Below are 23,144 nucleotides of genomic sequence, written 5' to 3'. Positions count from 1 at the left end.
CATCTCTTGCGAATACCATTCAAGTATATAAGCAAAGGGGGAGGCACTTAAAATTTATAAGTAGCGACAGTCCAAATGTGATTTGGTTTACAGAATGTTACGTTGAATAACCTAACAACAACATTTGGAGTACAAAAATGAACAATTTCACTCGCATCATATCCATCGCCGCTATCAGCGGCATCAGCTCAATCGCCATAGCCAACACCGGTGAAGTAATTTTCAACGGGGTGGTCAGCGACACAACGTGCACGTTGGATGTCTCCCAACAAGGGATCGCCCAAGCAGATAACACCGTCACTCTGGATCCAATTACTACCGCCGAGTTCCTAGCTTCAGATACCGCCTACAAGGCAACCGGATTCTCCCTTGTTGCTACCGATGCAGGCTCTGCGACATGTAATCTGACCGGCAAAGGCGCCTCCGTACAGTGGACAGGTCAACTTTATGTCGGTCATAACATCCTGCAAAACATCGCTACTGGCGGTGCTGCCAATGTTGGCATGCAGCTGCTTGAATCTGATGGCACAACACCAGTAACCGTTAATGGCTCTCCATCGATCATTGCCGATGCTTCAGGTGCGAGTCTTGACTTCAATGTAGGCTATGCCGCCACTGACGCTACCGCAGTAACAGAAGGTCAGGTTCGCTCCATCGCCAACTACTCAATTGTTTTTAACTGAGTGAAGCACCGGGGGGAGGCCTGCCTCCTCCCCTTTACGGCGAAGGGCGTCCCAAATGGCACATCAGAAGAAGAGATATACGGTTAACTCTTTAGGGCTATTCATTCTGATTGCCTCAGCGCAAGCGGCTAATGCCGAGCAAGAGACTCAAACAACAACCCACTTCACATCTCATTTTTTTGTCAACCAGAACAATACCAACATAGACATTAGTCACCTTGAAAAGGGGCAAGGTCTGATACCGGGGATTTACCCTCTCAGCATTTCAGTTAACGGTGCTCAGGTCACAGATACAGACGTGGAAGTCATCTCTCAAGAAAACGGCACAGCACCATGCATCACTCACCCTCTCGCTGTGCAATTGGGAATCAATACCCCCTACTATTCTCGTTACACAGATATAACCATGCGCTGCATCGATATAGCTGCTGCACCAAACAGTTTCTTAACACTGAACGCCAAACGCATGAATCTTGATATACGGGTCCCACAAATTGCATTAACCACAACCCGGCAGTTGATAGAGCCAAATTTATGGAATAAGGGTATCAACAACTTTCGGATGAACTATCTGGCTTCAGGAAGCAAGCAATCAAGAGACCAACAAAGCAGTAGGTCCCAATTTTATACTGACCTCAATCTGGGTGCAGATATCAATGGCATTCACTTTCGTAGCAACCTAAATTATTCAGACTCTACCGGGCAAGAGGCTGACTGGCAGAGTAAAGAAAGCTATGCCTACACCGCAATACCCTCTTTGAGAAGCGAACTCACCGCGGGGGAAACCTTTCTTCGCAGCAATCTCATCGACGGGTTTGCCTTTACCGGAATCAGTCTAGGCACTGATCGCGCCATGCTAGAACCCCGATTTCAGGGTTATGCACCTGTCATTAGGGGCATTGCCCAGAGTAACGCCAGGGTATCAATTACGCAGAACAGCTATACCATTTATGAACAGTTTGTCCCACCGGGTGAATTTGCCATTGATGATATACCATCGCTGAGCAATGGCGACTTAACCGTCACTATTACTGAAGAAGATGGCTCGCAAAAACGCTTTGTTCAGCCCTACACCCAAATCCCGAATCTAGTCAGGCCGGGGCTATGGGAGTATGCAATTACAGCAGGCAAATATCGTAACGATAATACCGATGAGCCTTGGTTCATCAATGCTGAAATCAGCCATGGCTTGGATAACGATGTTACCTTATTTGGCGCAAGCCTAGTAAGCCAAGAGTATTCGATACACACCATGGGAGTAGGCTTCAACCTGGGCAAACTGGGTGGATTTTCTGTGGATGCGTCCAGATCATATTTCCGCCCCGACGAAATTGGAAAAGATGCGGATGGTAACAGTTACCGTTTTTTCTATGCCAAATCCCTAACCCGATCCACCAATATTCAGATTCTCGGTTATCGTTATTCTACCGAGGGGTTTCGCACCTTTAATGAAGCGGTAATCGAATCAGACGGCAGCATTATTTCGCAAAGAAAAAGTCGGGCAGAAGCCACGCTCACCCAAAGTTTAGGAAGTTATGGCTCACTATACTTCACAGGGTCTCAGGAAAAATATTGGAAAACCAAAGGGGAGAGAAATTTTCTTGTTAGCGGTTACAGCAATAATTATAAGGATATGAACTATAGCTTATCTTTCTCACACAACGAAAACCTGAACGGTAAGCGTGACAATACCGTTAGCATCAGCGCCAGCCTGCCTTTGGGTTCGAAAAACAGGCGCCCCACTTATATCAATTATCAGCAAACCCACAGCGATGCCGGGACAGACTTCAATGCAGGCATATCAGGATTACTTTCCGATGAGCGTTTCTCATACAACGTAACCAGCGGCAGAAGCAACGACGACCTTGTAGAAAGCTCAGCTCGGCTATCTTATTCCGGTCAAAGCACAGGGATCACCGCTGGCACCTCACATAGCAAGTACCATGATCTTTACTTTGCTCAGGCAGGCGGCTCGGTTCTTGTTCATAAAGGTGGGATCATTTTCGGTCGCCGACTCGGCGAAACGGCGATCATTGCAGATACTGGAGGTGTAGAAGATGTTACCTTCCAAACCGGGGCTCTCCCTATAACCACCAACAGCAAAGGGATGGCTTTACTGCCTCAAGTCCAACCCTACCGCCAGCAAGAAGTCTCCATGGATTTTTCCAAGCTTGATGCCAACCTGGAAACCAGTAATCGTAGCCACTTTATCACCCCCGAACGGGGTGCGGTGTCCCTTGCCAAGTTCAACATCTACCCAACCCAGCGGTTCCTGGTTCGTATAATGAGCGACAACGGTCAAGTCGCTCCTTTTGGCAGCCTTATTGTTGATGCTGGCGGTAACAATGTTTCCACTATTGATAGCAGCGGTTACGCGCTAATTAACCACACCCAGAATCAATCTAGTTATTTCATTCCCGGTACCGGTTGTACTTTCAGCCTGCCTGATCAAATTGAATCTGCGCCTGGCATTACGATCATTGATAAGCTGATATGTGTTACCAGCGGAGACAATTAATGAAAAAGACATTTATTTTTATCGTCGTTATCTTTATTTTTATCAGCAGCCACGCTCAAGCCGCTTTCGTGCTTGGCGGTACGCGAGTGGTCTACAACGCAGGCGACAATGACGTCACCCTCTCTGTTATGAATACCAGCTCGCTGCCCTATGCTGGGCAAGCATGGACTGATCCTTTCCATCAGGAAGCAGGAAATTCGATCCACAGCGACGCGCCGAATTTTGTTATTACCCCTCCGGTGTTTCGAGTAGAGCCAGGAGAAACCCAAAAACTACGTTTTATCCTGGCCACGCCCCCTCCAAGCGAAGAGGTGGAGTCAGTTTATTGGATCAATGTTCAGGAGATTCCACCGGAGCCTAAAAATTCCAACACGCTACAATTTGCTCAACGTATTCGGATCAAGCTTTTTTATCGGCCTGACGCACTAAATGAATTATCCGCCTCGGAGGCCCCGACATCCTTGAAAATCAGCCTCACCGAGGAAGGGGTGAGCATTAAAAACCCGGCCCCCTTTTCTGTTTCTTTTTTTTCTCCTCTACTGGAAGACAAGACGGGAAAAAAACATCCTCTAGACGAATTATTAACCTTGCTACCTGGCGAGGAATTCATTGTTAAGTGCCAACCCTGTGGTTACACCCGATTCCATTTCCAAAGTATCAATGATTTCGGTGGCATTGATGACCATGAGCCGAGGGAGATCTCACCATGATTCGATTATTACTAGCCATCATGGGTGTTCTTTTTATGGGCTTATTTAGCCATTCGGCCAGTGCTGTCGGTTTCTGCCTGAACGGCCCCTTCGATCAGAACATCGTCTTTCAGAGATCATCAGGGTCCGTGGCCATTCCTGGCGATTCCTCTGACAGCTACTCTGTCGTCATTGAAGAAACATCAACCTATACCGGCTGTATTTCCGTTGGCGTCATCCCCACTATTTATAGTGAAATCAACTCCCCTTTCACCAATACAGGAAATTTCCCACCGCCTTCAAGCGTATCGTTACCTGCTGGATTTAGCAGTCAAACCGCCTCGCGGTTACAAGTTTCCTCTGGAATACATCTACAAACTTTTTACGCCATCGAAAAAGGTCCATTTACTCGCTATTGCGGACTCAATGGTAACGTTTGCTCTGGAGCGCTATTGAGCCTTGATGTTCTCTCCTCGATAACATTTCATACTTATACTGTTATCACATTCGGCACCATGAACAGTTTTATCGGTAGCAGCATCAGCCAATCAGGAGGGATTGGTCGAATGGAGATCAACACCGGCCTTTTGGGGAGAATCAATGTGGATATTTCCGCCACCATCAACTATATATTCACTCGTTCAAGCTGTGATCTTGCTACGCCCTCACAAACCGTCACGCTGGACCCAGCAATGGCTTCCTCGCTAACACCCGGAAGCTATGTATCCGCTACGCCTTTTGATATTCAGCTTGTTAACTGTGTGCCACCTCGATCACTCTCAGATTCAGGAAACAGCTTTTCCGGTTCACTAATCCGTGTTGCCTTTCTACCCGCTTCTGGTCAGCTGGTTGCAGGTTCCACCACTGACCTTCGACCCCTTGATCAAGGCATGCCCGGCGTTGCAGAAGGTGTCGCTTTTCAACTCAGGCAGCGCAATACCGCTACCCCTGTCACACTGGATGGACAAACCACGCTTACTGCCCCCCTTGGGACACGCAACCCTGCTGATACGACTGAAACCTTCGAGCTGGAAGCCGGCCTAGTTAAAGTTAATGGTGAAACGGTGACTGCTGGCAATGTATCTAGTGCCGTCACCTTCGAAGTCGAATACCGCTGACCCGAATCTTTCGGCTTCTCAAAATAAAAAAGCCTCGGCATAGTCGAGGCTTTTTTATTCAGCATTGATAAAGAACAGTTATCCGCATTAAGCGATATTGTTCACTCGCTTGCCATCGCGGAACAGTTGATCCAATTCACCCTCGTAATACGCTTCTACTCGAGGATTCATCACCTTTCTCCACAGTGGCGGTATCAAGGCCAACACATACATGGTGGCGTAACCTGCCGGCAACTGCGGACTTTCTTCATAATGGCGCAAGACCTGATAACGACGCTTGGCGTAAGCATGGTGGTCACTGTGGCGCTGTAGTTGAAACAGGGCCAAGTTAGTTAACAAGAAGTTGGAGTTCCAGCTATGTGCAGGTGTCACCCGCTCGAAACGCCCCTTGTCATTCACACGGCGATGCAAACCGTAGTGTTCAATGTAGTTAATGATCTCTAAGGCTAGGGCGGCAAAGAAACTCTGCCCCAGAAAGAACACCACCCCCTGCCAACCCCAAAGCAGTCCGAATGTGGCCGCGAACAACGCAGAAATGCTGTACCACCAGATAAGTTCATTATGAACACTAATGTTCTTCTTCCCTTTACGCTCCAGGTATTTTTTTTCCAGACTCCAGGCGTTAATGAAGTTATGTACAAACGCCTTGGGAAGAAAGTTATACAGACTTTGGTTATAACGGCTGGACGATGCGTCATCCGGGGTAGATACGTGGACGTGATGACCCCGCACATGCTCCACCTTGAAACCCGCATAGGTGACGCTAGACAGCAACAAACCACCCATCCAATTTTCCACTTTGGGATCTTTGTGGATCAACTCATGCCCCAAATTGATTGCGATAATGCCACCTACGGTGCCAATAGAGACAATCCAACCGATTTTGCCCAGCAGACCGTAGCCATTGTTCATGAAAATATGACCAGCATAGAACAATACCGCGATCCATACGAAGCCCATGGCGATTGCAGAGACCCGGTAAAAAACTTCCTCACTCATAGTGGGAACCTGCACATCTTCACTGGGATTAGTCGGATCTTTACCCACCAAATAATCCAGTACCGGGATAATCCCGAAGATGAAGGCATACATAAACCAGGCCCAATAATCCTGCGTGCCACTTTCCACCCCCACGAAGGCAGAAAAAGGAACAAGCGGCACCATAATTGCCCAAAAAGCCAGGTAGCCATATTTTTTCATTTTTAGCATTACATCAGGATTCGTATTCTCGAACATGGCTCACACCTCGCTAGTTCAAGCCAAACAGTCACAGTCATCAATGTCACGGTGAGACTACCCATGAGTTCATGAATTGTCAAACAACTCAATTAATGAGATATTAGGCCCATGATGGATAATGGCCCAAATTAGACAAGGCCCCAGTAAGGACCCCACCATGTCGCTACAAGCCGTGAGCCTCAGTGAACAAATCGCCCGACATCTAAGCGAACAGATCATTACCGGCGAACTCGCCCCCGGCAGCCGGTTGCCGGAAAATGATCTTGCCAAGCAATTGGATGTGAGCACCAACTCACTCAGGGAAGCCTTTCGGCTCTTGGAAAAGCAGCACATAATTGAGCTTCAACCGCGCAAAGGCGCACGTGTTTGTGAGGTCACCGACAAGCAGGTACGCGATCTTTACGATTTCCTGTTTATGCTACTGTCAGGGCTCGCCGGGCAGGCCGCCGCCCGTTGGCAACCCGGCGATATCGAAGATTTAGTGGAAATGCTGCCACAGCTTGAGCAGCACTTTATGAATAACGATATGCGCTCTGCACATAAGCTAGCTTTCCATTTTGTGGAAATCGCCACCCGGCGCTTCGCCCATAACCGCTATTTGGCCAGCAACATTCTGAACCTCATCCCCCTCCTTAAACGCTATTCCTTTATCGCTCTGCAGGAAGATATCTCGGAATTCGATGTATCACTCCAGATTTTCAAGCGCCTGCAAGTCAATGTCGTCAGCCGCAACGTGGCCGATGCTGAAGCGGATATCCGCGAATACGGCGAGAATCAATGTCAAATCGTTCTGCGCGCCATTGCCAAACGCAATGTGGCTTAGCAAAGAAGCTAAAGGGTTAACCTTACGACGCCACGCATACAACGATTAAATAGCACCTTGTTTTCCTGGTGCCTCAGGCGCACTTCCCCCCCTCGCTGATACCGACGCCGTAGACGGCATTCTGCTAACGGCGGAGGAAGGGTATAGACCTTAACCCATACAGCATTAACACTGGCCTAGGTGACGAAACGGCTGCTGTTCCTCCAACTCAAAAGCCAACTCAATCAGAGTACGCTCATCACCAAGACGCCCATTCAGTTGTACTCCAATAGGCAGCCCATTTTCTGCTTTTCCAAGGGGGAGAGAGAGGCCCGGACTACCCGACGCGTTATTGGCAGGAGTGAAGGTAGAGTAGCGAAGTAGCCGTTCAAGCTGAGTGTCAAAATCCACATCAGCGCCAAGATACCCCAGTTCAGGGGTAGTATGGGCGAGCACAGGAGTAAGAACGACATCGTATTGGCTAAATACTTGGGCATAGTGGGCCTGGCTTTGTTTGAGTTGACGCAACATGCCGGGGGTCCTCACAAAGCGCTGTCGGTAATAGCGGGCCAGTCCCTGTGAGAGCGGGTCCAATTGCTTGCTATCGAACCCTTGGGGAAACAGGACCCGCCCGAATTTGCTCACAAAAAAAGCCAGCATGGCCCAGTAGAGCAAGAAATCATCCACGAAACGCCGCGGCAGATCGATATGGGCCACATCCACATGATGGCCCAGCCCAGCCAGCCGTTTACCCGTCGCCTCTACCGCTGCACGAGTCTGCGGGCACGTGGCGTCGCCGGCGATAGAATCCACCATCAGGCCAATACGTAGACGTTGCTTGCCAGGGCGACGAACGTGGCCGATAGGCGGCAGTTTGCGGTTACGGTAGTACTTTTCGGCTTCCGCAAAGAAATTGGCGGTGTCGCGCACGGTACGACTGAGTACGCCATCACTGATGATATTGATTGGCAAGGCTTTGCCAGCTTCCTGAGTAACCAAGCGACCACGAGTACTTTTCAAGCCCACCAAGCCGCAGGCAGCGGCGGGGATGCGAATAGAGCCCCCACCATCGTTACCGTGGGCAATGGGCACAGCTCCAGCTGCCACTAAGGCTGCGCTGCCACCAGAGGAGCCGCCAGCAGAATACTTAAGGTGCCAAGGGTTACGAGTGGAGGAACCCTGGGCCCACTCCGTGGACGCAGTGAAACCAAAAGCCGGCAGGGTGGTTTTGCCTAGTATATTAAAACCTTGGGCCAGATATTGTTTGGCCAGCACGCTGGTTTTCTTCATGGGTTTAGCCCCAACCGCAGCACTGCCATGACCTGTAGGCAGCCCAGCCAAATCGATATTGTCTTTAATTAAGCTGGGAACACCGGAGAAAAAACCATTAAAGCCGCCTTCATTCGCTCTATCTCGGGCGTCGATGAATGTTTCCAAAGCCAAACCATTAATGACAGGGTTAACCCGTTGCAAGCGGGCAATGGCGGCCTCCGTAACATCTTTAGTTGTGATGTGGCCTTTGCGCAAGCGTTCTGCCAAGGCCGTGGCGTCATCCGTGCCTAGGGCGTCATCACTAAAAGCATGCAGACGGTATTGGCTCATAGGGCTCTCGCGTGTTGAAAATACTATTGGTACGAATGTACCTTTTTGAGGCAAAGAAGACGGTGGCTGATTGGGCCAATCAGGCCTCTAATCACCCTCGGGCCCGTTCTACTCGTTTGTGCTGGGCAAGCAAATGGCGAGCCAGTGTTGTTAGCTCGGCAATGCTGCGAACCACAGCGTCAGGGCGATGGGGGTGTTTAACTGTATGTGGAAAGATCTTATCCAGCCATGCTTGATCCCAGTTAGCCCCATTATAGAAAACGGAAGTCACCCCAGCTTCCTTGGCCGCAATAACATCCGTGGTGCTGTCGCCTACATACCAGCAGCTTTCCGCGGGCGGTTTATCGAGGATTTTCATGGCTTCATATAGCATCTGAGGTGAAGGCTTACGCTCTTCGACATCGCTGCCGCATACCACCACATCAAACAGATCTTCCCAGCCGCTGCCGTCCACTAGAGCCAGTTCGTGTTCCAAAAATTCGCGTTTACGGTTGGAAATCAGGCCGAGCCGTATATTCAGCTGGCGAAGATGCTCAAGTTGCTCGCGAGTGTCCGGTTCTAGGGGGTGAACCTCTGCTACATATTTGCGATAGGCTTGATCAAAAACCCGGTGGGCACGCTCTTTAGCTTCCTGATCACTACCGAATAGCACTTCAAAAATGTCGGTGCGGGATATTTTTCGCTGGGAAACAATTTTGGGATGAAGTCGACGATGATCTTTAACGTAAATCAATAGCTTGGCATCTTCGATGGTCTTAGAGTCATCCGGATCCAGTAGCCGATTCCAAAGGTCAATTTCATGCAACTGAGGAAGAATATCATCTACCGCGTGATACATGGCGTCGTGGGTATCCACTAGGGTGGCATGCCAGTCAATGAGGATAACATCAGGGCGGGCATGGGGAAGTTGCAGAATGCTCATGATGACCTTGAATGTGAGAAGTGCGTGATTGTTGCTTATTTCCTTGTTGCTGTTTTGCCATGGCGTAGCGGTCTACTGCATCTAGACATCAACGTAGGGGGTAAAGTTGCCACTCTACGTGAGATGTCAGATGGCCAGGAAGCGACGTTTCTTTTCTTCTGATTTCAAACAGAAAACCACCAGGTTGATGCCCCATTCAGGCTACACCGTTCTCCACACCACTGCATCGTTGGAGGGGAACATCGAGCGCGCTACGATTATCTGGCATGAGAGAACGGCATTCTGTCGAAAAGCATTACCGCTCTGTTGGTATCAGGCAATCTGTAGCGTACGTATTGGAAGCCCCTTAACCAGCTTTCAACAGCCCGCTATATATGAACCGCGGCGTTTGAGCTATTCGATTGCGGTGCTTACTCTCTACGCACAACGAGTCGTGGATTAGACTATGCCCAACAGTCCAAACCCAAACCTGATCATGAAGGCTCTGGGGCATACTTATGGACAACGATGCAAACCTTGAAACTCCATAGCTCTTAAATCAAGACAGCCAGTTTGCCGTCGGTAAGTTCCAGCAACTGTTGTGGCTCTATCAGGTGAATGGCCACAATCAGTACGACCCTCACTCCTTCAACGCCCCATCTTCTCAACCAAAAAATCCACACACTGACGCACCTTCGGCGACAAATGCCGGTGGCGAGGGTAAACAACCCACACAGCGGTATGCGTGCAGGCGTACTGATCTAACACCGACACCAACTGACCACGCGCCAAGTCTTCCCCCACATAATAATCGGGTAATTGTGCCAGCCCGATGCCCTTGCGAGCCGCATCCAGCAAGGCGGCCCCAGAATTGCCTTTCCAGTTTCCCTGGACCTTGCTGTGGCGATGCTGGCCGTCCACATCAAAGGTCCACTGCTCCGACGAGCCCTGCAGACAATTATGGCCGCTTAACTCCCCCAACGTATGTGGGCGAGCATGGCGAGAAAAATAGCCCGGCGAGCCCACCACATATTCCCGTCGCGGGCAGAGCTTACGCGCAATCAGGGAGGAATCCGGCAAGGCCCCGGTGCGAATGGCTACATCGAAACCTTCATCCACGATGTCCACCCGCCGGTTGGTGAAATCCAGCTGCACGGATAATTGCGGGTGACGCGCCAGAAAGTCGTTCACCAGCGGCGCGATGAAACGCTCGCCAAAAGTGGTGGCGCAGGTCAGCCGCAACACCCCCGTGGGCTGTTGCTGGAAATCACTGATCGCATTCAGCGCCTCCTGAAACCCATCAAACAATTGGCAGCAATGCTCGAAATAGACCGTGCCCGCATCCGTGAGCGTTAACCGCCGGGTGGTGCGATACAAAAGCTGCGTCCCCAGCTGGGTTTCCAGCCGCGCCACCAACCGGCTCACATGGGAGCTGGACACGCCCAAGTGCCGGGCGGCCCGTGCAAATGAACCACCACGCACCACCTCCACAAAGGCCTCAATCCGGTCCCAATGCTGCATTGTTGCTCCTGAGCAATAATCTATTGCTGAATTGTGCCTTATTTCCCTATTGCATACCCAGTAGACTCAATGCTCGTTTAATTATGATCTGGAGACAGGGTATGAAATCGCGCGCCGCCGTGGCCTGGGAAGCAGGTAAACCTTTGGTTATCGAAGAAGTCGATGTGGCCGGCCCCAAGGCCGGCGAAGTGCTGGTACAGATCGTCGCCACCGGCGTCTGCCACACCGATGCCTACACCCTGTCCGGGAAAGATCCGGAAGGTCTATTCCCCTCCATCTTCGGCCATGAAGGCGCCGGCATCGTCCAGGAAGTGGGCGAAGGCGTCACCAGCCTGAAACCCGGTGACCATGTAATTCCGCTCTACACCGCCGAATGTCGCAAGTGTAAATTCTGCCTCAGCGGCAAGACCAACCTGTGCCAGGCCGTGCGTGCCACCCAAGGCAAGGGCCTAATGCCCGATAGCACCAGCCGCTTCTCCCTGAAAGGCAAACTGCTGCACCATTACATGGGCACCAGCACCTTTTCTGAATACACCGTGGTGCCGGAAATTTCCCTAGCCAAGGTGAGCAAAGAAGCCCCGCTGGATAAAATCTGCCTGCTCGGCTGCGGGGTCACCACCGGTATTGGTGCCGTTCTTAATACCGCCAAGGTAGAAGCCGGCTCCACCGTGGCCGTATTCGGGCTCGGCGGCATCGGCCTGTCGGTGATTCAAGGCGCGGTGATGGCCAAGGCAGAGCGTATTATTGCCATCGACACCAACCCGGGCAAAGAAACCCTGGCGCGGCAATTTGGCGCCACCGACTTCATCAATCCCAAGGATTACAACGACTCTATTCAAGAAGTGATTGTCGAGCTCACCGACGGGGGCGTGGACTATTCCTTCGAGTGCATCGGCAATGTCAACGTGATGCGGTCTGCTCTGGAGTGCTGCCACAAAGGGTGGGGTGAATCCATTATTATTGGCGTAGCCGGTGCCGGTGAAGAAATCTCCACTCGCCCGTTCCAGCTGGTAACCGGTCGAGTCTGGAAAGGCTCTGCCTTCGGCGGCGTTAAAGGCCGCACAGAGCTGCCCGGTTATGTGGATCGTTACATGAAAGGCGAAATCAAGATTGATGAATTCGTTACCCACACCATGGGCCTGGAAGACATCAATACCGCCTTCGACCTACTTCACGAAGGCAAGAGCATTCGGTCCGTCATTCTTTTCTAGCCTTTACTGTGGCAGCCAGCCTGCTGGTGAAAATCGCTTGCAGGCGAGCTTCCACTACCGTTTTAGAGGGGTTGCCTCATGTCCGATATCGAACTGGTTTCTGCCACTAAATCCTTTGGTGGCTGGTTGAAACGCTATAAACATCACAGCCAGGCACTCAACTGCGAAATGATCTTTGCCCTCTACCTGCCTCCGGCAGCGGAGGGCAATGATGTGCCGCTACTGTGGTGGCTGTCCGGGCTAACCTGCACCGATGAAAATTTCATGCAGAAAGCCGGCGCTCACAGAACTGCAGCCGAACTAGGGCTGGCCATTGTTTGTCCGGATACCAGCCCGCGGGGCACAGACCTACCCGGTGAACACGACAGCTACGACTTTGGTTCCGGTGCCGGCTTCTATGTAAATGCCACCCAGTCGCCCTGGAGCCAGCACTACCGCATGTACGATTATGTAACGGAAGAATTGCCCGCGCTGGTTCAGGAACATTTCCCCCTCAACGGCAAGCAGGCCATCAGTGGTCATTCCATGGGCGGCCACGGCGCCCTGGTCTGTGCGATGAAGAACCCCGGCCGCTACACCTCAGTGTCGGCCTTTGCCCCGATCTGCAACCCCAGCCAATGCCCATGGGGCGAAAAAGCCCTAGGCGGCTATTTGGGTGAAGACAAGGAACGCTGGAAAGCGTGGGATAGCTGCGAGCTACTCAAACGCAGCGGCAGCCCGCTGCCGCTAATGGTGGATCAAGGAGACGCGGATAATTTCTACCGCGACGGCCAGCTTCGCCCGGAAGCATTAAGCGCCGCCTGCGAAGAAGCTGGCGTACCAATCACCCTACGCATTCAGCCCGGTTACGATCACTCCTATTTCTTTATCGCCAGCTTCATTGATGATCACCTCAGGTACCACTTTTATCACTTGAGCCAGTAAAGTCCGGCAAGGCGTGTTGCAACCACAACATTCATGGCTTGTATGCCTCCCCCATCTGCTTGCGGGTACGCGCCGGCGTCGTACCCGTCCAGCGCCGGTAGGCACGACTGAAAGCACTGTGTTCGGAAAACCCCAACAACAGGGCAATATCCCCCAAGGTCAGCGACCGGTCTGCCAGGTAATGGCGCGCCAACTGCTCGCGAGTACGATCCAGCAACTCTCGCCAGGTTAATTGCCTCTGCGTAAGGCGCCGCTGCAGCGTCCGCACAGACATATGCAGCTCAGCGGCCAGCCGCGGCAAGGTCACTGCCGCTTCCGGCATTAACCTCACCATGGCGTGTTGCAGTGCCCGATCAAAACTACCGGACCCCGGCAACGCCGACAGCATGGCCTGGGCTTGCCGGTCCAGCAGGCTACGCATGCTCGGGTCGCTGTGCGGCAAGGCAATGGCGAGAAAATGCACAGGAAAGGCCACGCAAGTATGTGCCTGTTCAAAAACCACTTCACAACCAAAGAAAGCCTCATACGCTGCCCGAACCGGCGCCGCGGGGGCGGCAAAGGCGAACGCTACCTGGGCCGGCACCGGGGGGGCGTCCACTTGCCGGCGTAGAAAGCTGATCAACGCCGCTATGGCGACGCTATCCGCCAGCTCCCCAGTGGTAATTTCGCCGGGCCAACGCACCAATATCTGATCGCCTTCCCCCACCGCCTCCACCATGTCCTGGCCATAGAACAGGGTTTCATAGCGCTGGTAGGCGAGCATGGCCTCGCCCAAGGTCCGGCAGGTGAGAATCAGATATCCCAACATACCCACATGACGGGGCTGTATTAGGGCGCCAATTTCCAGCCCTGGCGCCAGCCGCTCCGGGCGCAACGCCACCGCTTGCTGCAATAAATCCCGCCATAACGGCAGCGGCACCAAATCCGCAGGGGATCGGCTGTCCAGCACGGCTCGCAATGTCGGAGCCGGCAGGTTTTCTCGATCAAGCCAATCCGTGAGCAGTTGCACCCAAGCACCAGTAACGCGCATGGCGGTGGCCATGGGATCTCCTTATCGACAACGTTGCCCTATTGGCGCCAATTGTCAAAAATAAGGCACAGATCGTCAATACAGGAAGTCGTACTTGTCGCACACTGCCAGCTCTACCACGCTCCTCACCAATCTCGAGGCTCCCATGGCACTAATGGACTGGTTCAACAATGTCTGGCAAAACAGCGGCCTGGCACCACTCTGGAATGTGCTGCCCAACTGGCTAGCTCTGGATGCACGGCAACTGATTTTCGTGGTGGCAACGCCACTCTTTATCGGCCTGTTTCTGTGGGAGTACCGCAAGATTCGCCACAACAATCGGTTGGTGGATGGTCGTGAATCGTGGCTGAATTTCATGCTGGGAGCAGGCTATCAAACCACCGAACTGCTGTTCGCCGGGCTGATTGCTTTTCCGGTGTATGCCTTTGCCTACCAACACCGTCTACTGGACGTGGAGTTGACCCTATTCACGGCCATTGGCCTGTGGTTGCTGGTGGACTTCTGTTACTACGGCTTCCATCGCACCTCTCACCGGGTGCGCTGGTTCTGGGCCGCCCATGTGACCCACCACTCTTCCGAGCGAATGAACTTCTCCACCGCCATGCGTCAAAACGCTACCAACATTTTTAATGGTGGCTGGCTGTTCTACGTGCCGCTGGCGTTCCTGGGCTTCAACCCGGTGTGGATCGGGGTGTGCTATGCGCTATCGCTGGTGTACCAATACCTTATTCACACCACTCTGGTGGGCAAGCTGCACCCGGCCATCGAATTCATTTTCAATACCCCCAGCCACCACCGTGTCCACCATGGCCGCAACCCGGAATACATCGACCAAAACTATGCCGGTGTCTTTATTATTTGGGACCGTCTGTTCGGCACCTTCGTGGAAGAAAAAAACGACCAGCCAGTGGAGTACGGCATCACCCGCCCGGTGTATAGCAACAGTCTGGTGGTGAACTGGTGCCACGAATACCTGGACATGTTCCGAGCCATGGGCCAGAAAGGCCCGCTAACGCAGCGCCTGAAACATCTATGGAAACCGCCGGAATGGGAACGGGAGCAGTCGCGCTAAAATTAAAAGACCTTTGCATCACCCGCAAAGAAACCTTCAGCAATAATCACCGCCGCCATAGAATCTACCCGGCTATCTGCTTTCTTAATACCGGTACGTTCGCGGGCTTCGCGGGTGCTCAGTCGCTCATCGATCAACCACACTTTTTTGCCGAAGCGTCCGTGCAAACGATTGGCAAATTTTCGCGCGCGGACAGTAGATTCACTGTCGCTGCCATCCATATTGAGCGGCAAACCAACCACCAATGCTTCCGGCTCCCACTCTTTTAGCAGCGCGGCAATGTCATCCCAGTTGGGCTGGGTGTTTTTGCAAGGCAAGGCTTTCAGAGGAGTGGCGGTACCCAGCAGCTCGTTACCGCTGGCCACTCCGATTTTTTGTGTACCGTAATCAAAGGCTAAAATCATAATGAGACGGCATACTCCACGCTAGACACCCCAGGCTGGCACCGGGTGTTGTATGGAGCCTTCGGCATGTCAGCGTGAGTCAACAATGCCCCGCCTGCGTAGCGATCAGGCTCATATCAACACCAATGCGGGCAGCGGCAGCGTGCCAAGTTTGTTCAAAAGGTGTCTCAAGCACCAATTCGCGGCTGGCGGGAGTGCTGAGCCAGGCATTATCGACTAGCTCCTGTTCCAACTGACCGGCATCCCACCCAGCATAACCAAGACAAATGAGCGATTGTTCAGGGCCTTCACCAATAGCGATGGCTTCCAGGATATCGCGGCTAGTGGTGAGAATCAGTCCATCGCTGAGAGGAATGCTGGCGTGCCAGCGGGTAGCCGCGCTATGCAGTACAAAGCCGGCCTCCTGCTGTACTGGCCCACCGGCCACCACCCGATGTCGTTCCGACGGCGGCACTTCGATCTCGATATCCATGTCGCTGAGAATATCGCCCAGGCTGATTTGCACCGGACGATTAAGCGTCAGCCCCATGGCCCCTTCACTACTATGTTCAACGATATAGGTAACGGAATGTTCAAAATCCGGATCGGCCATTTGTGGCATGGCCACCAGCAACTGGTATTTCAAAGGTGAGTTTTCCATGGACACAGTATCCGGGGCAGAAGAGAGGGCTGCAAGCGACAAGCCTATCGCCAATTCGATGCTATTGCCGAAACGTACCAGCAGCGCCACGGCCCTAGGTTGATTTTACTTCAGTGGCCAGCGAAACAACATGCACCCATGCCCAGCTCTACCCTATCTTTGTGAAAGCCACTACTTAGACGACACCCTGCGATTACTATCGAATTTCCAGGTACGGATAATTTCCAGCACATCCATCTTCCGGCTCATTTCAGTCGTGAATGTATCGAACGGTGCAGCCAATCGCACGCTCTGAATCGCCGCTTGATCAAGGAATTTATGGCCTGAGGATTTAAGCAGTCGCACTTCTTTTAGGGTGCCATCTTTCTGGATCGCCACCATCAGGCGCGCCGCTCCGTATGTGTTGCTGCTCAGTGCCCGGGCAGGAAAGTTACGGGTCCCCATCGTTTCCACTTTGCGACGAAAGCCATCGATGTAGACCGCTTCAAAGTGAGCCTTGGTAGAAACTGATGTCAGGCGACGTACCCGGGGACGCTTGGCGTAAGCCTGTTTCTGTTCATCCAGCCGTGCCTGCAAGCTGGCAATCTGCTGGCTCAGATCCTGCAGGTTTTCCTGTTTAGCCACTTTCAAAGGTTTAGGATCAGTCTTTTTTTTCTGGTCCGCACTAACCTTATCTTCACTGTCCTGGGCCGTGGTAATCACCAGCTCCTGGCTGACCCGATCCCTGCGTTCCTGGGTAGTCTTTTCCTTGAGCTGCACCTTTTCCAGCTGACTGTCAGCAAAATCAGCCTGCTCGGTAGTGGTAAGCTCCCGCTTGTCAGCCTGATCCCCGGAACCGTGCTGGTTACTCTGTGCAATGAAATCTGCTTCCTCTGGCTCACTATCGCTATGATGTTGGGCTAGGGTTACTTCCAAGGTATGGGGAGCCGCACGCTGCAGTTCCGGGGCAAAGCTCACCCCGAAGATCAAAATGCCATGAAATGCCAACGCAAGAAAAGCCGTGAAGGTGAGGCGATCAGAAGCGGTAGCAGATGCAGGGTTTGATTCCATATTATTGTTTTCACTACAACTCTTAGACGACTTTAGTTAACCATTGGATTCCAATCATGGCGGGCAACACCCGCCACACTAGGGTAGCAGCCAGTGTGTCCCGCCCCTGCGGTCGGATCTATGATGTCGACCGCAACTCGAGCAGAGCGTCAAATAACTGCCCGGCAATGTTGATATCAAAAATCGCATCCAACTCTCGGACACAAGTAGGGCTAGTCACATTGATTTCTGTGAGGTAGTCACCAATTACGTCGAGCCCCACAAAATAAAGTCCTTTGCGCTTCAGCGTCGGCCCCACCTGTTCACAAATCCAGCGATCCCTGTCACTCAACTCCCGGCCCTGCCCAGTCCCCCCCGCCGCCAGATTGCCTCGTAACTCGCCTTCTTTGGGAATCCGCGCCAACGCATAGGGCACCGGCTCTCCGTTGATCATCAGAATGCGCTTGTCCCCTTCAGTAATTTCCGGCACAAAGCGTTGCGCCATGATCGGCGTCTTACCGTGCTGGGTCAGTACCTCGATCACCACCGAAATGTTCGGGCTATCTTTGCGTACTCGGAAAATATTGCTACCGCCCATGCCGTCCAGCGGCTTCATCACCGTATCACCAAACTCCTGTACAAAATCTCGCAGCAGGGTGGACTGACTCGATACCAGTGTCGGCGCACAACACTGCGGGAAATCAGTAGCGAACAGTTTTTCATTACTATCACGCACGCTGCCCGGACGATTCACCACCATCACCCCTTCCTGCTCTGCCTTTTCGAGCAGGTAGGTCGCATAGATGTATTCCGCATTAAACGGCGGATCCTGACGCATCAGAATAATATCCAAATCCGCTAGGTCGTGATTCACAGTATCGGCCAGGCGGTACCAATCGTCGTTATTGTCGGTGACAGACAGTGTCCGAGTGATGGCAAAGGTGCGACCATCACGTATGTACAGGTCCCCCGGCTCCATATAAAGCAGAGACCAGCCGCGCCGCTGTGCCTCCAGCAGCATGGCAAAGGTGGTATCTTTCCAGGGTTTGATTTTGGCGATAGGGTCCATCACCACACCAACACGCAGGCTCATGGGGTCTCCGTTCTATAAGGCGCAGGCAACTCAATCGCTGCCGGCGGGGGAATTGGTACGATCTGTGCTATGAACCAAGCAATGTTAGCAGCGCACAGAGCGGTTCGCTATTGGCGCCGACGCTTATTAAGTAAGGCCGTTAGCGGGACATTTTCTCAAGTTTCATAAGGCCTTATAGATTGAATATAGAATCTATGTTAAAAACTTCGCATGGGCTAACGACGCTACAAGTCCCGCTCAGAAAGTCATTAGAAAGGCTAAAAATTACAATAAGTTGCGGCCAATTACGGTCCACGGTTGAAGGCAGTTTCCATGACTGACAATTTCCAAGACCTCAAGGTAATGGTAATCGACGATTCCAAGACGATTCGTCGTACCGCCGAGACTTTGTTAAAGAAAGCAGGCTGTGAAGTAATCACGGCCACCGATGGCTTCGATGCCTTGGCCAAAATCGCCGACAGCAAGCCCCATATCATTTTCGTCGATATCATGATGCCGCGTCTCGATGGTTATCAGACCTGCGCGCTGATCAAAAATAATAGCGCCTTCAAGGCAACCCCGGTGATCATGCTGTCGTCCAAAGATGGCCTGTTTGACAAGGCCAAGGGACGCATCGTTGGTTCCGATGAGTACCTGACCAAGCCGTTTTCCAAAGACGAGCTTTTGGGTGCCATTCGTCAGCATATCAATGGTTAAGCGGTTAAGCCGCTAAACCTGAAGAGGAAAAGATGGCACGTATTCTGATTGTGGATGACTCGCCCACTGAAACTTACAAGTTGCGCGAGATTCTAGAAAGACATGGCCACGAGGTGATCGAGGCCGCCAACGGCGCTGATGGCGTTGCCACCGCGCGCTCCGAACTCCCCGAGCTGGTCTTGATGGATGTGGTAATGCCTGGCCTTAACGGTTTCCAAGCCACCCGACAACTCACTAAAGGCGCCGATACTGCCCATATCCCCATTGTTATCGTCACCACCAAAGATCAGGAAACGGACCGTGTCTGGGGGAAACGCCAAGGCGCTCGGGATTACCTGACCAAGCCGGTGGACGAAGACGTGCTCCTACAAACGGTCAACCGCATGCTGGACGACGCCTGAAGGAGCTCCTCATGAGCAACAATGCCTCCTCCGCATACATCAAACTGGCTGAATACAACCAGCGCTGTCGGGAGCAGGCCAACGATCTGCCCATGCAGCAGGACGCGGTTAGCTACTGGAGTGGTGTGGGCTTTGTGCTTGATGGCAAGAAATTCGTGGCGCCACTGGATGAGGTTTCCGAAATCCTTTCCGTGCCAGCTTACACCCGGGTTCCCGGCGCACGAAGCTGGATGAAAGGAGTCGCTAACGTTCGAGGCCGCCTGATGACCGTGATGGACCTCTGCGGCTTTCTGGAAAAAAGTTCACCGGTTCAAGAACGGCGCCGTCGCTTGCTGGTGCTGGACCAGAACGACCTCTACACCGGCATGGCCGTGGATGAGGTATTGGGGATGCAGCACTTCCCCATTGATGAATTTGTGGAATCACTCCCGGTCAGCGATCCCGCCGTCACGAATTTCGTGCGCGGGGCCTACCGGCGGGAAGGGGAGTATTGGTCCGTGTTCAGCCTGACTCGGCTGGCAGAGGATCCACGTTTTATGCAGGTAGCCCATACTGGCTAATCGTATAAAGCAACTCGGGGATCATAAGAAGAGTGTACGCTAGGCCAGGAGCCAGATTATGAAGTTCAATTCAGGAGCATTGTTCGAAAAACTGCGGGGGGGCGCAGGCGAGGGCAACACGCTGAATATTGCCCTTTATGTAGGCCTAGCCATCTTTATCGTACTAGCACTGGCTAACTTTCTGCTGTCCGCCACTACGGCAAACAAGGCCCAGGAAAACATCACCCGCGCTTCCGAGATGCGGGTGATCTCCCAGCAAATTGCCAAAAACGCCCTGGAAGCGGCCGCCGGCAACGCCGACGCCTTTGAATTGCTGGATAAATCGCAGAAGGGCTTCCAGTCAGCCTGGAACGCCGTAAAAGACGAACAGGTTAGCGACCCTGAAGCCATGGCCCGTCTGCAAACCCTATGGGATGAAGTGAACGCCAACGCCGACGTGATTCTGAAAGGGGAGGACACAGTACTGGACCTGCACGAAGTGGCAGATACGCTGGCCCAGACCATCCCTTCCCTACAGGCCGAATACGAAGGCGTGGTGGAAATTCTAGTGACCACCGATGCCGCCCCAGAACAAATTGCTTTTGCACAGCGCCAGTCCTGGCTGGCTGAACGCATCGTTAGGTCCATCGCCAAAGTGCTAGAAGGCGGCGACGGCGCGGTAATCGCTGCAGATTCCTTCGGCCGTGATGCCAGCCTGTTTGGTCGTATCATGAACGGCATGATTGAGGGTGACGCGGCCATGGGCATTGACCAGGTAAACGACCCCGATGCCCTGGATTATCTGGCTGAAATTGCTGACTTGTTCGATGAATTCGTTAACCAGTCCGTGGATGAAATTCTAGAAACGGCCCCCGAGTTGTTCCAGGTACGTAACGCAGCTGACACCATCTTCCGCCGTTCTCAGGACCTGTTGGAAGAATCCACCAACCTGAACAACCAGTTTGAAAACACCACTAGCGGGCTGTTTCCATCCGTATGGCTAGGTGGCGTGTCCGCGGGTCTCGCGGTGCTGTTCTTCTTTATCATCATGGCCCAGCGGAACCGCCAAGCGGCAAAGCTGAAAGACGAACTGGAAAGTGAAAACCAGCGTAACCAAGCGGCAATTCTACGTCTGCTCGACGAACTGGGCGACCTAGCAGACGGTGACCTAACCGTACAGGCCACTGTCACCGAGGATTTTACCGGTGCCATTGCTGACTCCATCAACTATTCCATTGACCAACTGCGTAATCTGGTACAAACGATCAACAACTCGGCGGTACAGGTCGCTTCCGCAGCCCAAGAAACTCAGTCCACGGCGATGCACCTGGCCGAAGCCTCCGAGCACCAAGCCCAGGAAATTGCCGGCGCCTCCGCTGCGGTGAACGAAATGGCAGTGTCCATTGACCAGGTATCCGCCAACGCCGCCGAATCAGCCGCGGTAGCAGAGCGGGCAGTAGCCATCGCCAACAAGGGCGCCGAAGTCGTACAGGCCACCATCCACGGCATGGACACCATTCGCGAACAGATCCAGGAAACCTCCAAACGGATCAAGCGTTTGGGTGAGTCCTCCCAGGAAATTGGTGACATCGTATCCCTGATTAACGACATTGCCGACCAGACCAACATTCTCGCCTTGAACGCCGCCATTCAGGCATCCATGGCCGGCGAAGCCGGCCGAGGCTTTGCAGTCGTTGCGGATGAGGTACAGCGCCTCGCAGAACGCTCCGCCGCCGCCACCAAACAAATTGAAACCTTGGTAAAAACTATTCAGACCGATACCAACGAAGCCGTTATTTCCATGGAAGCTACCACTGCCGAGGTCGTAAAAGGCGCGCGCTTGGCACAGGATGCGGGCGTGGCACTGGAAGAAATTGAAAGCGTATCCAAAACCTTGGCAGACCTGATCCAGAACATTTCCAACGCGGCGCGTCAGCAAGCGGCCTCTGCGGGACATATCTCCAACACCATGAACGTGATTCAGGAAATCACCTCACAGACCTCTGCCGGTACTACTGCCACGGCTCGTTCCATTGGTAACTTGGCTGAAATGGCCCAAGACATGCGTAATTCCGTTGCCGGCTTCCGCCTACCGGAGCACTCCTGATCCGGCTTAAGCCGGGCTCAGGAGCAATGCCATGGGTGCTGCAATGACAGATCGCTGGTCGATCAAACGCATGCCCACTATGAATGCGGAGCAATTCCAGCTGTGGCAAACGCTGCTGGAAGACCGCACCGGCATGACGCTGTCTAACGAGCGCAAGACCTTCCTCGAAACCAGCTTAAACATGCGCATGCGCGAGCTGGGCATTGAAGACTACGAGACTTATTACGAACACTTAGTTATGGGCTCGACCCAGTCACGGGTCATGGAGTGGTCGGTACTGGTGGACCGCTTAACCGTCCAGGAAACCAGCTTCTTTCGGCATCCAGGCTCTTACGCACTGGTGGAAGAATTTAGCCAACGCTTCATGGCCGAGCAACCGGGTGGGGCCAGCCTAGACGTGTGGAGCGTGGGCTGCTCCACCGGCGAGGAGGCTTACTCCCTCGCCATTATAATTAACGAACAATTTTCCACTAGCGAACAAAAACTGTTTTACGGTATCACCGCCACGGATATCAGCCTGCCCACCTTAGCAAAAGCCCGCAAAGGCGAATATGCAGCGCGCCGAGTGCTGCAGGTTGACCCGTTGATACGGCAGAAATATTTCACGCCTAGCAACAACGGGCAAACAGTAGAAATCACCCGCGACCTGCGCGAACGCATTTGTTTTGCTCGACTGAACGTGCTGGATCTTAGCACTGCGCCAATAAACAACATGGACCTAATTTTTTGTCAGAACATGCTGATTTATTTTCGCCGTTGGCGTAAGCGCCAGATCCTGAACCGACTGGCAGAACGGCTCGCACTGGGAGGCATTCTGATACTTGGCCCCGGTGAAGTTACCGACTGGCAACACCCGGACCTGGAGCGGGTCCATTTTGCCGATACACTGGCATTTCGGCGCTGTAAATAACAAACACAGAAAGAA

Annotated in this window: 22 protein-coding genes; 13 read left to right on the top strand and 9 right to left on the bottom strand. The window is 52.8% G+C overall.

What is annotated here, in order from left to right; all coding sequences use genetic code 11:
• Positions 1–137: 137 nt before the first annotated feature.
• Genes ABO_RS00630 through ABO_RS00615 form a run of 4 tightly spaced genes read left to right on the top strand, consistent with a single transcriptional unit; the run spans position 138 to position 5,008 of the window.
• Positions 138–683: a fimbrial protein gene (locus tag ABO_RS00630; protein WP_011587424.1), complete on the top strand. Its 546-nt coding sequence runs from the start codon at positions 138–140 to the stop codon at positions 681–683.
• Between the two features lie 55 nt (positions 684–738).
• Entirely contained in the window at positions 739–3,201 is a 2,463-nt protein-coding gene (locus tag ABO_RS00625) for a fimbria/pilus outer membrane usher protein (protein ID WP_011587423.1), read from the top strand.
• A complete protein-coding gene (locus ABO_RS00620) occupies positions 3,201–3,911 on the top strand; it encodes a fimbrial biogenesis chaperone (protein WP_050731492.1) in 711 nt (236 codons plus the stop codon). Before ABO_RS00625 ends, ABO_RS00620 begins: the two co-directional genes overlap by 1 nt.
• Positions 3,908–5,008 (top strand): fimbrial protein, encoded by a 1,101-nt coding sequence (locus ABO_RS00615; RefSeq protein ID WP_011587421.1) that lies wholly within the window; start codon positions 3,908–3,910, stop codon positions 5,006–5,008. The genes ABO_RS00620 and ABO_RS00615 overlap by 4 nt, the downstream gene beginning before the upstream one ends.
• 87 nt (positions 5,009–5,095) lie before the next feature.
• Here ABO_RS00615 and ABO_RS00610 read toward each other — a convergent pair whose 3' ends face one another.
• The gene (locus ABO_RS00610) at positions 5,096–6,244 is read right to left on the bottom strand and encodes an alkane 1-monooxygenase (RefSeq protein ID WP_011587420.1); all 1,149 of its coding nucleotides are present in this window, start codon (positions 6,242–6,244) and stop codon (positions 5,096–5,098) included.
• A 160-nt stretch (positions 6,245–6,404) separates the two neighbouring features.
• On the opposite strand from ABO_RS00610, the gene ABO_RS00605 reads away from it, so the two are divergent.
• Positions 6,405–7,070 (top strand): GntR family transcriptional regulator, encoded by a 666-nt coding sequence (locus tag ABO_RS00605; protein WP_035461551.1) that lies wholly within the window; start codon positions 6,405–6,407, stop codon positions 7,068–7,070.
• 165 nt (positions 7,071–7,235) lie between these two features.
• Here ABO_RS00605 and ABO_RS00600 read toward each other — a convergent pair whose 3' ends face one another.
• From ABO_RS00600 to ABO_RS00590, 3 genes are all read right to left on the bottom strand, one after another.
• Complete coding sequence (locus ABO_RS00600) at positions 7,236–8,651, bottom strand: amidase (protein ID WP_041704579.1); 1,416 nt, start codon at positions 8,649–8,651, stop codon at positions 7,236–7,238.
• A gap of 91 nt (positions 8,652–8,742) precedes the next feature.
• Positions 8,743–9,573, bottom strand: coding sequence for an HAD family hydrolase (locus tag ABO_RS00595; RefSeq protein WP_011587417.1), 831 nt, complete (start codon positions 9,571–9,573; stop codon positions 8,743–8,745).
• Positions 9,574–10,200: 627 nt separating this feature from the next.
• On the bottom strand, positions 10,201–11,073 hold the full coding sequence (locus ABO_RS00590; RefSeq protein ID WP_011587416.1) for a LysR family transcriptional regulator: 873 nt from the start codon (positions 11,071–11,073) through the stop codon (positions 10,201–10,203).
• A gap of 101 nt (positions 11,074–11,174) precedes the next feature.
• Here ABO_RS00590 and ABO_RS00585 point away from each other — a divergent pair, with 101 nt between their 5' ends.
• Together ABO_RS00585 and fghA are read left to right on the top strand one after the other, a co-directional pair.
• Positions 11,175–12,284 (top strand): S-(hydroxymethyl)glutathione dehydrogenase/class III alcohol dehydrogenase, encoded by a 1,110-nt coding sequence (locus ABO_RS00585; RefSeq protein ID WP_011587415.1) that lies wholly within the window; start codon positions 11,175–11,177, stop codon positions 12,282–12,284.
• 78 nt (positions 12,285–12,362) lie between these two features.
• The gene (fghA, locus tag ABO_RS00580) at positions 12,363–13,208 is read left to right on the top strand and encodes an S-formylglutathione hydrolase (RefSeq protein WP_011587414.1); all 846 of its coding nucleotides are present in this window, start codon (positions 12,363–12,365) and stop codon (positions 13,206–13,208) included.
• Between the two features lie 31 nt (positions 13,209–13,239).
• On the opposite strand, the gene ABO_RS00575 is transcribed toward fghA, so the two are convergent.
• On the bottom strand, positions 13,240–14,250 hold the full coding sequence (locus ABO_RS00575; RefSeq protein ID WP_011587413.1) for a helix-turn-helix domain-containing protein: 1,011 nt from the start codon (positions 14,248–14,250) through the stop codon (positions 13,240–13,242).
• A gap of 133 nt (positions 14,251–14,383) precedes the next feature.
• On the opposite strand from ABO_RS00575, the gene ABO_RS00570 reads away from it, so the two are divergent.
• Positions 14,384–15,310, top strand: coding sequence for a sterol desaturase family protein (locus ABO_RS00570; RefSeq protein WP_041705199.1), 927 nt, complete (start codon positions 14,384–14,386; stop codon positions 15,308–15,310).
• A 2-nt stretch (positions 15,311–15,312) separates the two neighbouring features.
• Here ABO_RS00570 and ruvX read toward each other — a convergent pair whose 3' ends face one another.
• The 4 genes from ruvX to gshB all read right to left on the bottom strand — a co-directional run bounded on the left by ruvX (position 15,313) and on the right by gshB (position 18,476).
• Positions 15,313–15,714, bottom strand: coding sequence for a Holliday junction resolvase RuvX (gene ruvX, locus ABO_RS00565; protein ID WP_011587411.1), 402 nt, complete (start codon positions 15,712–15,714; stop codon positions 15,313–15,315).
• 79 nt (positions 15,715–15,793) lie between these two features.
• Positions 15,794–16,354, bottom strand: coding sequence for a YqgE/AlgH family protein (locus tag ABO_RS00560; protein ID WP_035461621.1), 561 nt, complete (start codon positions 16,352–16,354; stop codon positions 15,794–15,796).
• A gap of 171 nt (positions 16,355–16,525) precedes the next feature.
• The gene (locus tag ABO_RS00555) at positions 16,526–17,404 is read right to left on the bottom strand and encodes a TonB family protein (protein WP_011587409.1); all 879 of its coding nucleotides are present in this window, start codon (positions 17,402–17,404) and stop codon (positions 16,526–16,528) included.
• 118 nt (positions 17,405–17,522) lie between these two features.
• Entirely contained in the window at positions 17,523–18,476 is a 954-nt protein-coding gene (gshB, locus tag ABO_RS00550; RefSeq protein ID WP_011587408.1) for a glutathione synthase, read from the bottom strand.
• A 312-nt stretch (positions 18,477–18,788) separates the two neighbouring features.
• Here gshB and pilG point away from each other — a divergent pair, with 312 nt between their 5' ends.
• From pilG to ABO_RS00525, 5 genes are read left to right on the top strand one after another with little or no spacing between them, the layout of a single operon-like run.
• Positions 18,789–19,172 carry a twitching motility response regulator PilG gene (gene pilG / locus ABO_RS00545; protein ID WP_011587407.1) on the top strand — a complete coding sequence of 128 codons (384 nt, stop codon included), beginning with the start codon at positions 18,789–18,791 and terminating at the stop codon, positions 19,170–19,172.
• A gap of 32 nt (positions 19,173–19,204) precedes the next feature.
• Entirely contained in the window at positions 19,205–19,573 is a 369-nt protein-coding gene (gene pilH / locus ABO_RS00540; protein ID WP_011587406.1) for a twitching motility response regulator PilH, read from the top strand.
• A gap of 11 nt (positions 19,574–19,584) precedes the next feature.
• The gene (locus ABO_RS00535; protein ID WP_011587405.1) at positions 19,585–20,133 is read left to right on the top strand and encodes a chemotaxis protein CheW; all 549 of its coding nucleotides are present in this window, start codon (positions 19,585–19,587) and stop codon (positions 20,131–20,133) included.
• Between the two features lie 58 nt (positions 20,134–20,191).
• Positions 20,192–22,219, top strand: a complete 2,028-nt coding sequence (locus tag ABO_RS00530; protein ID WP_011587404.1) for a methyl-accepting chemotaxis protein — start codon at positions 20,192–20,194, stop codon at positions 22,217–22,219.
• 31 nt (positions 22,220–22,250) lie between these two features.
• The gene (locus ABO_RS00525; RefSeq protein ID WP_011587403.1) at positions 22,251–23,129 is read left to right on the top strand and encodes a CheR family methyltransferase; all 879 of its coding nucleotides are present in this window, start codon (positions 22,251–22,253) and stop codon (positions 23,127–23,129) included.
• The last annotated feature ends 15 nt before the right edge of the window (positions 23,130–23,144 follow it).

Source organism: Alcanivorax borkumensis SK2 (assembly GCF_000009365.1).
GTDB lineage: Bacteria > Pseudomonadota > Gammaproteobacteria > Pseudomonadales > Alcanivoracaceae > Alcanivorax > Alcanivorax borkumensis.
This window is presented reverse-complemented; position numbering and strand designations above follow the sequence as displayed.

Bases quoted from the DNA above. Each gene is read 5' to 3' on its own strand.
- ABO_RS00630 (WP_011587424.1), top strand. From the start codon at position 138: ATGAACAATTTCACTCGCATCATATCCATCGCCGCTATCAGCGGCATC.
- ABO_RS00625 (WP_011587423.1), top strand. From the start codon at position 739: ATGGCACATCAGAAGAAGAGATATACGGTTAACTCTTTAGGGCTATTC.
- ABO_RS00620 (WP_050731492.1), top strand. From the start codon at position 3,201: ATGAAAAAGACATTTATTTTTATCGTCGTTATCTTTATTTTTATCAGC.
- ABO_RS00615 (WP_011587421.1), top strand. From the start codon at position 3,908: ATGATTCGATTATTACTAGCCATCATGGGTGTTCTTTTTATGGGCTTA.
- ABO_RS00610 (WP_011587420.1), bottom strand. From the start codon at position 6,244: ATGTTCGAGAATACGAATCCTGATGTAATGCTAAAAATGAAAAAATAT.
- ABO_RS00605 (WP_035461551.1), top strand. From the start codon at position 6,405: ATGTCGCTACAAGCCGTGAGCCTCAGTGAACAAATCGCCCGACATCTA.
- ABO_RS00600 (WP_041704579.1), bottom strand. From the start codon at position 8,651: ATGAGCCAATACCGTCTGCATGCTTTTAGTGATGACGCCCTAGGCACG.
- ABO_RS00595 (WP_011587417.1), bottom strand. From the start codon at position 9,573: ATGAGCATTCTGCAACTTCCCCATGCCCGCCCTGATGTTATCCTCATT.
- ABO_RS00590 (WP_011587416.1), bottom strand. From the start codon at position 11,073: ATGCAGCATTGGGACCGGATTGAGGCCTTTGTGGAGGTGGTGCGTGGT.
- ABO_RS00585 (WP_011587415.1), top strand. From the start codon at position 11,175: ATGAAATCGCGCGCCGCCGTGGCCTGGGAAGCAGGTAAACCTTTGGTT.
- fghA (WP_011587414.1), top strand. From the start codon at position 12,363: ATGTCCGATATCGAACTGGTTTCTGCCACTAAATCCTTTGGTGGCTGG.
- ABO_RS00575 (WP_011587413.1), bottom strand. From the start codon at position 14,250: ATGGCCACCGCCATGCGCGTTACTGGTGCTTGGGTGCAACTGCTCACG.
- ABO_RS00570 (WP_041705199.1), top strand. From the start codon at position 14,384: ATGGCACTAATGGACTGGTTCAACAATGTCTGGCAAAACAGCGGCCTG.
- ruvX (WP_011587411.1), bottom strand. From the start codon at position 15,714: ATGATTTTAGCCTTTGATTACGGTACACAAAAAATCGGAGTGGCCAGC.
- ABO_RS00560 (WP_035461621.1), bottom strand. From the start codon at position 16,354: ATGGAAAACTCACCTTTGAAATACCAGTTGCTGGTGGCCATGCCACAA.
- ABO_RS00555 (WP_011587409.1), bottom strand. From the start codon at position 17,404: ATGGAATCAAACCCTGCATCTGCTACCGCTTCTGATCGCCTCACCTTC.
- gshB (WP_011587408.1), bottom strand. From the start codon at position 18,476: ATGAGCCTGCGTGTTGGTGTGGTGATGGACCCTATCGCCAAAATCAAA.
- pilG (WP_011587407.1), top strand. From the start codon at position 18,789: ATGACTGACAATTTCCAAGACCTCAAGGTAATGGTAATCGACGATTCC.
- pilH (WP_011587406.1), top strand. From the start codon at position 19,205: ATGGCACGTATTCTGATTGTGGATGACTCGCCCACTGAAACTTACAAG.
- ABO_RS00535 (WP_011587405.1), top strand. From the start codon at position 19,585: ATGAGCAACAATGCCTCCTCCGCATACATCAAACTGGCTGAATACAAC.
- ABO_RS00530 (WP_011587404.1), top strand. From the start codon at position 20,192: ATGAAGTTCAATTCAGGAGCATTGTTCGAAAAACTGCGGGGGGGCGCA.
- ABO_RS00525 (WP_011587403.1), top strand. From the start codon at position 22,251: ATGGGTGCTGCAATGACAGATCGCTGGTCGATCAAACGCATGCCCACT.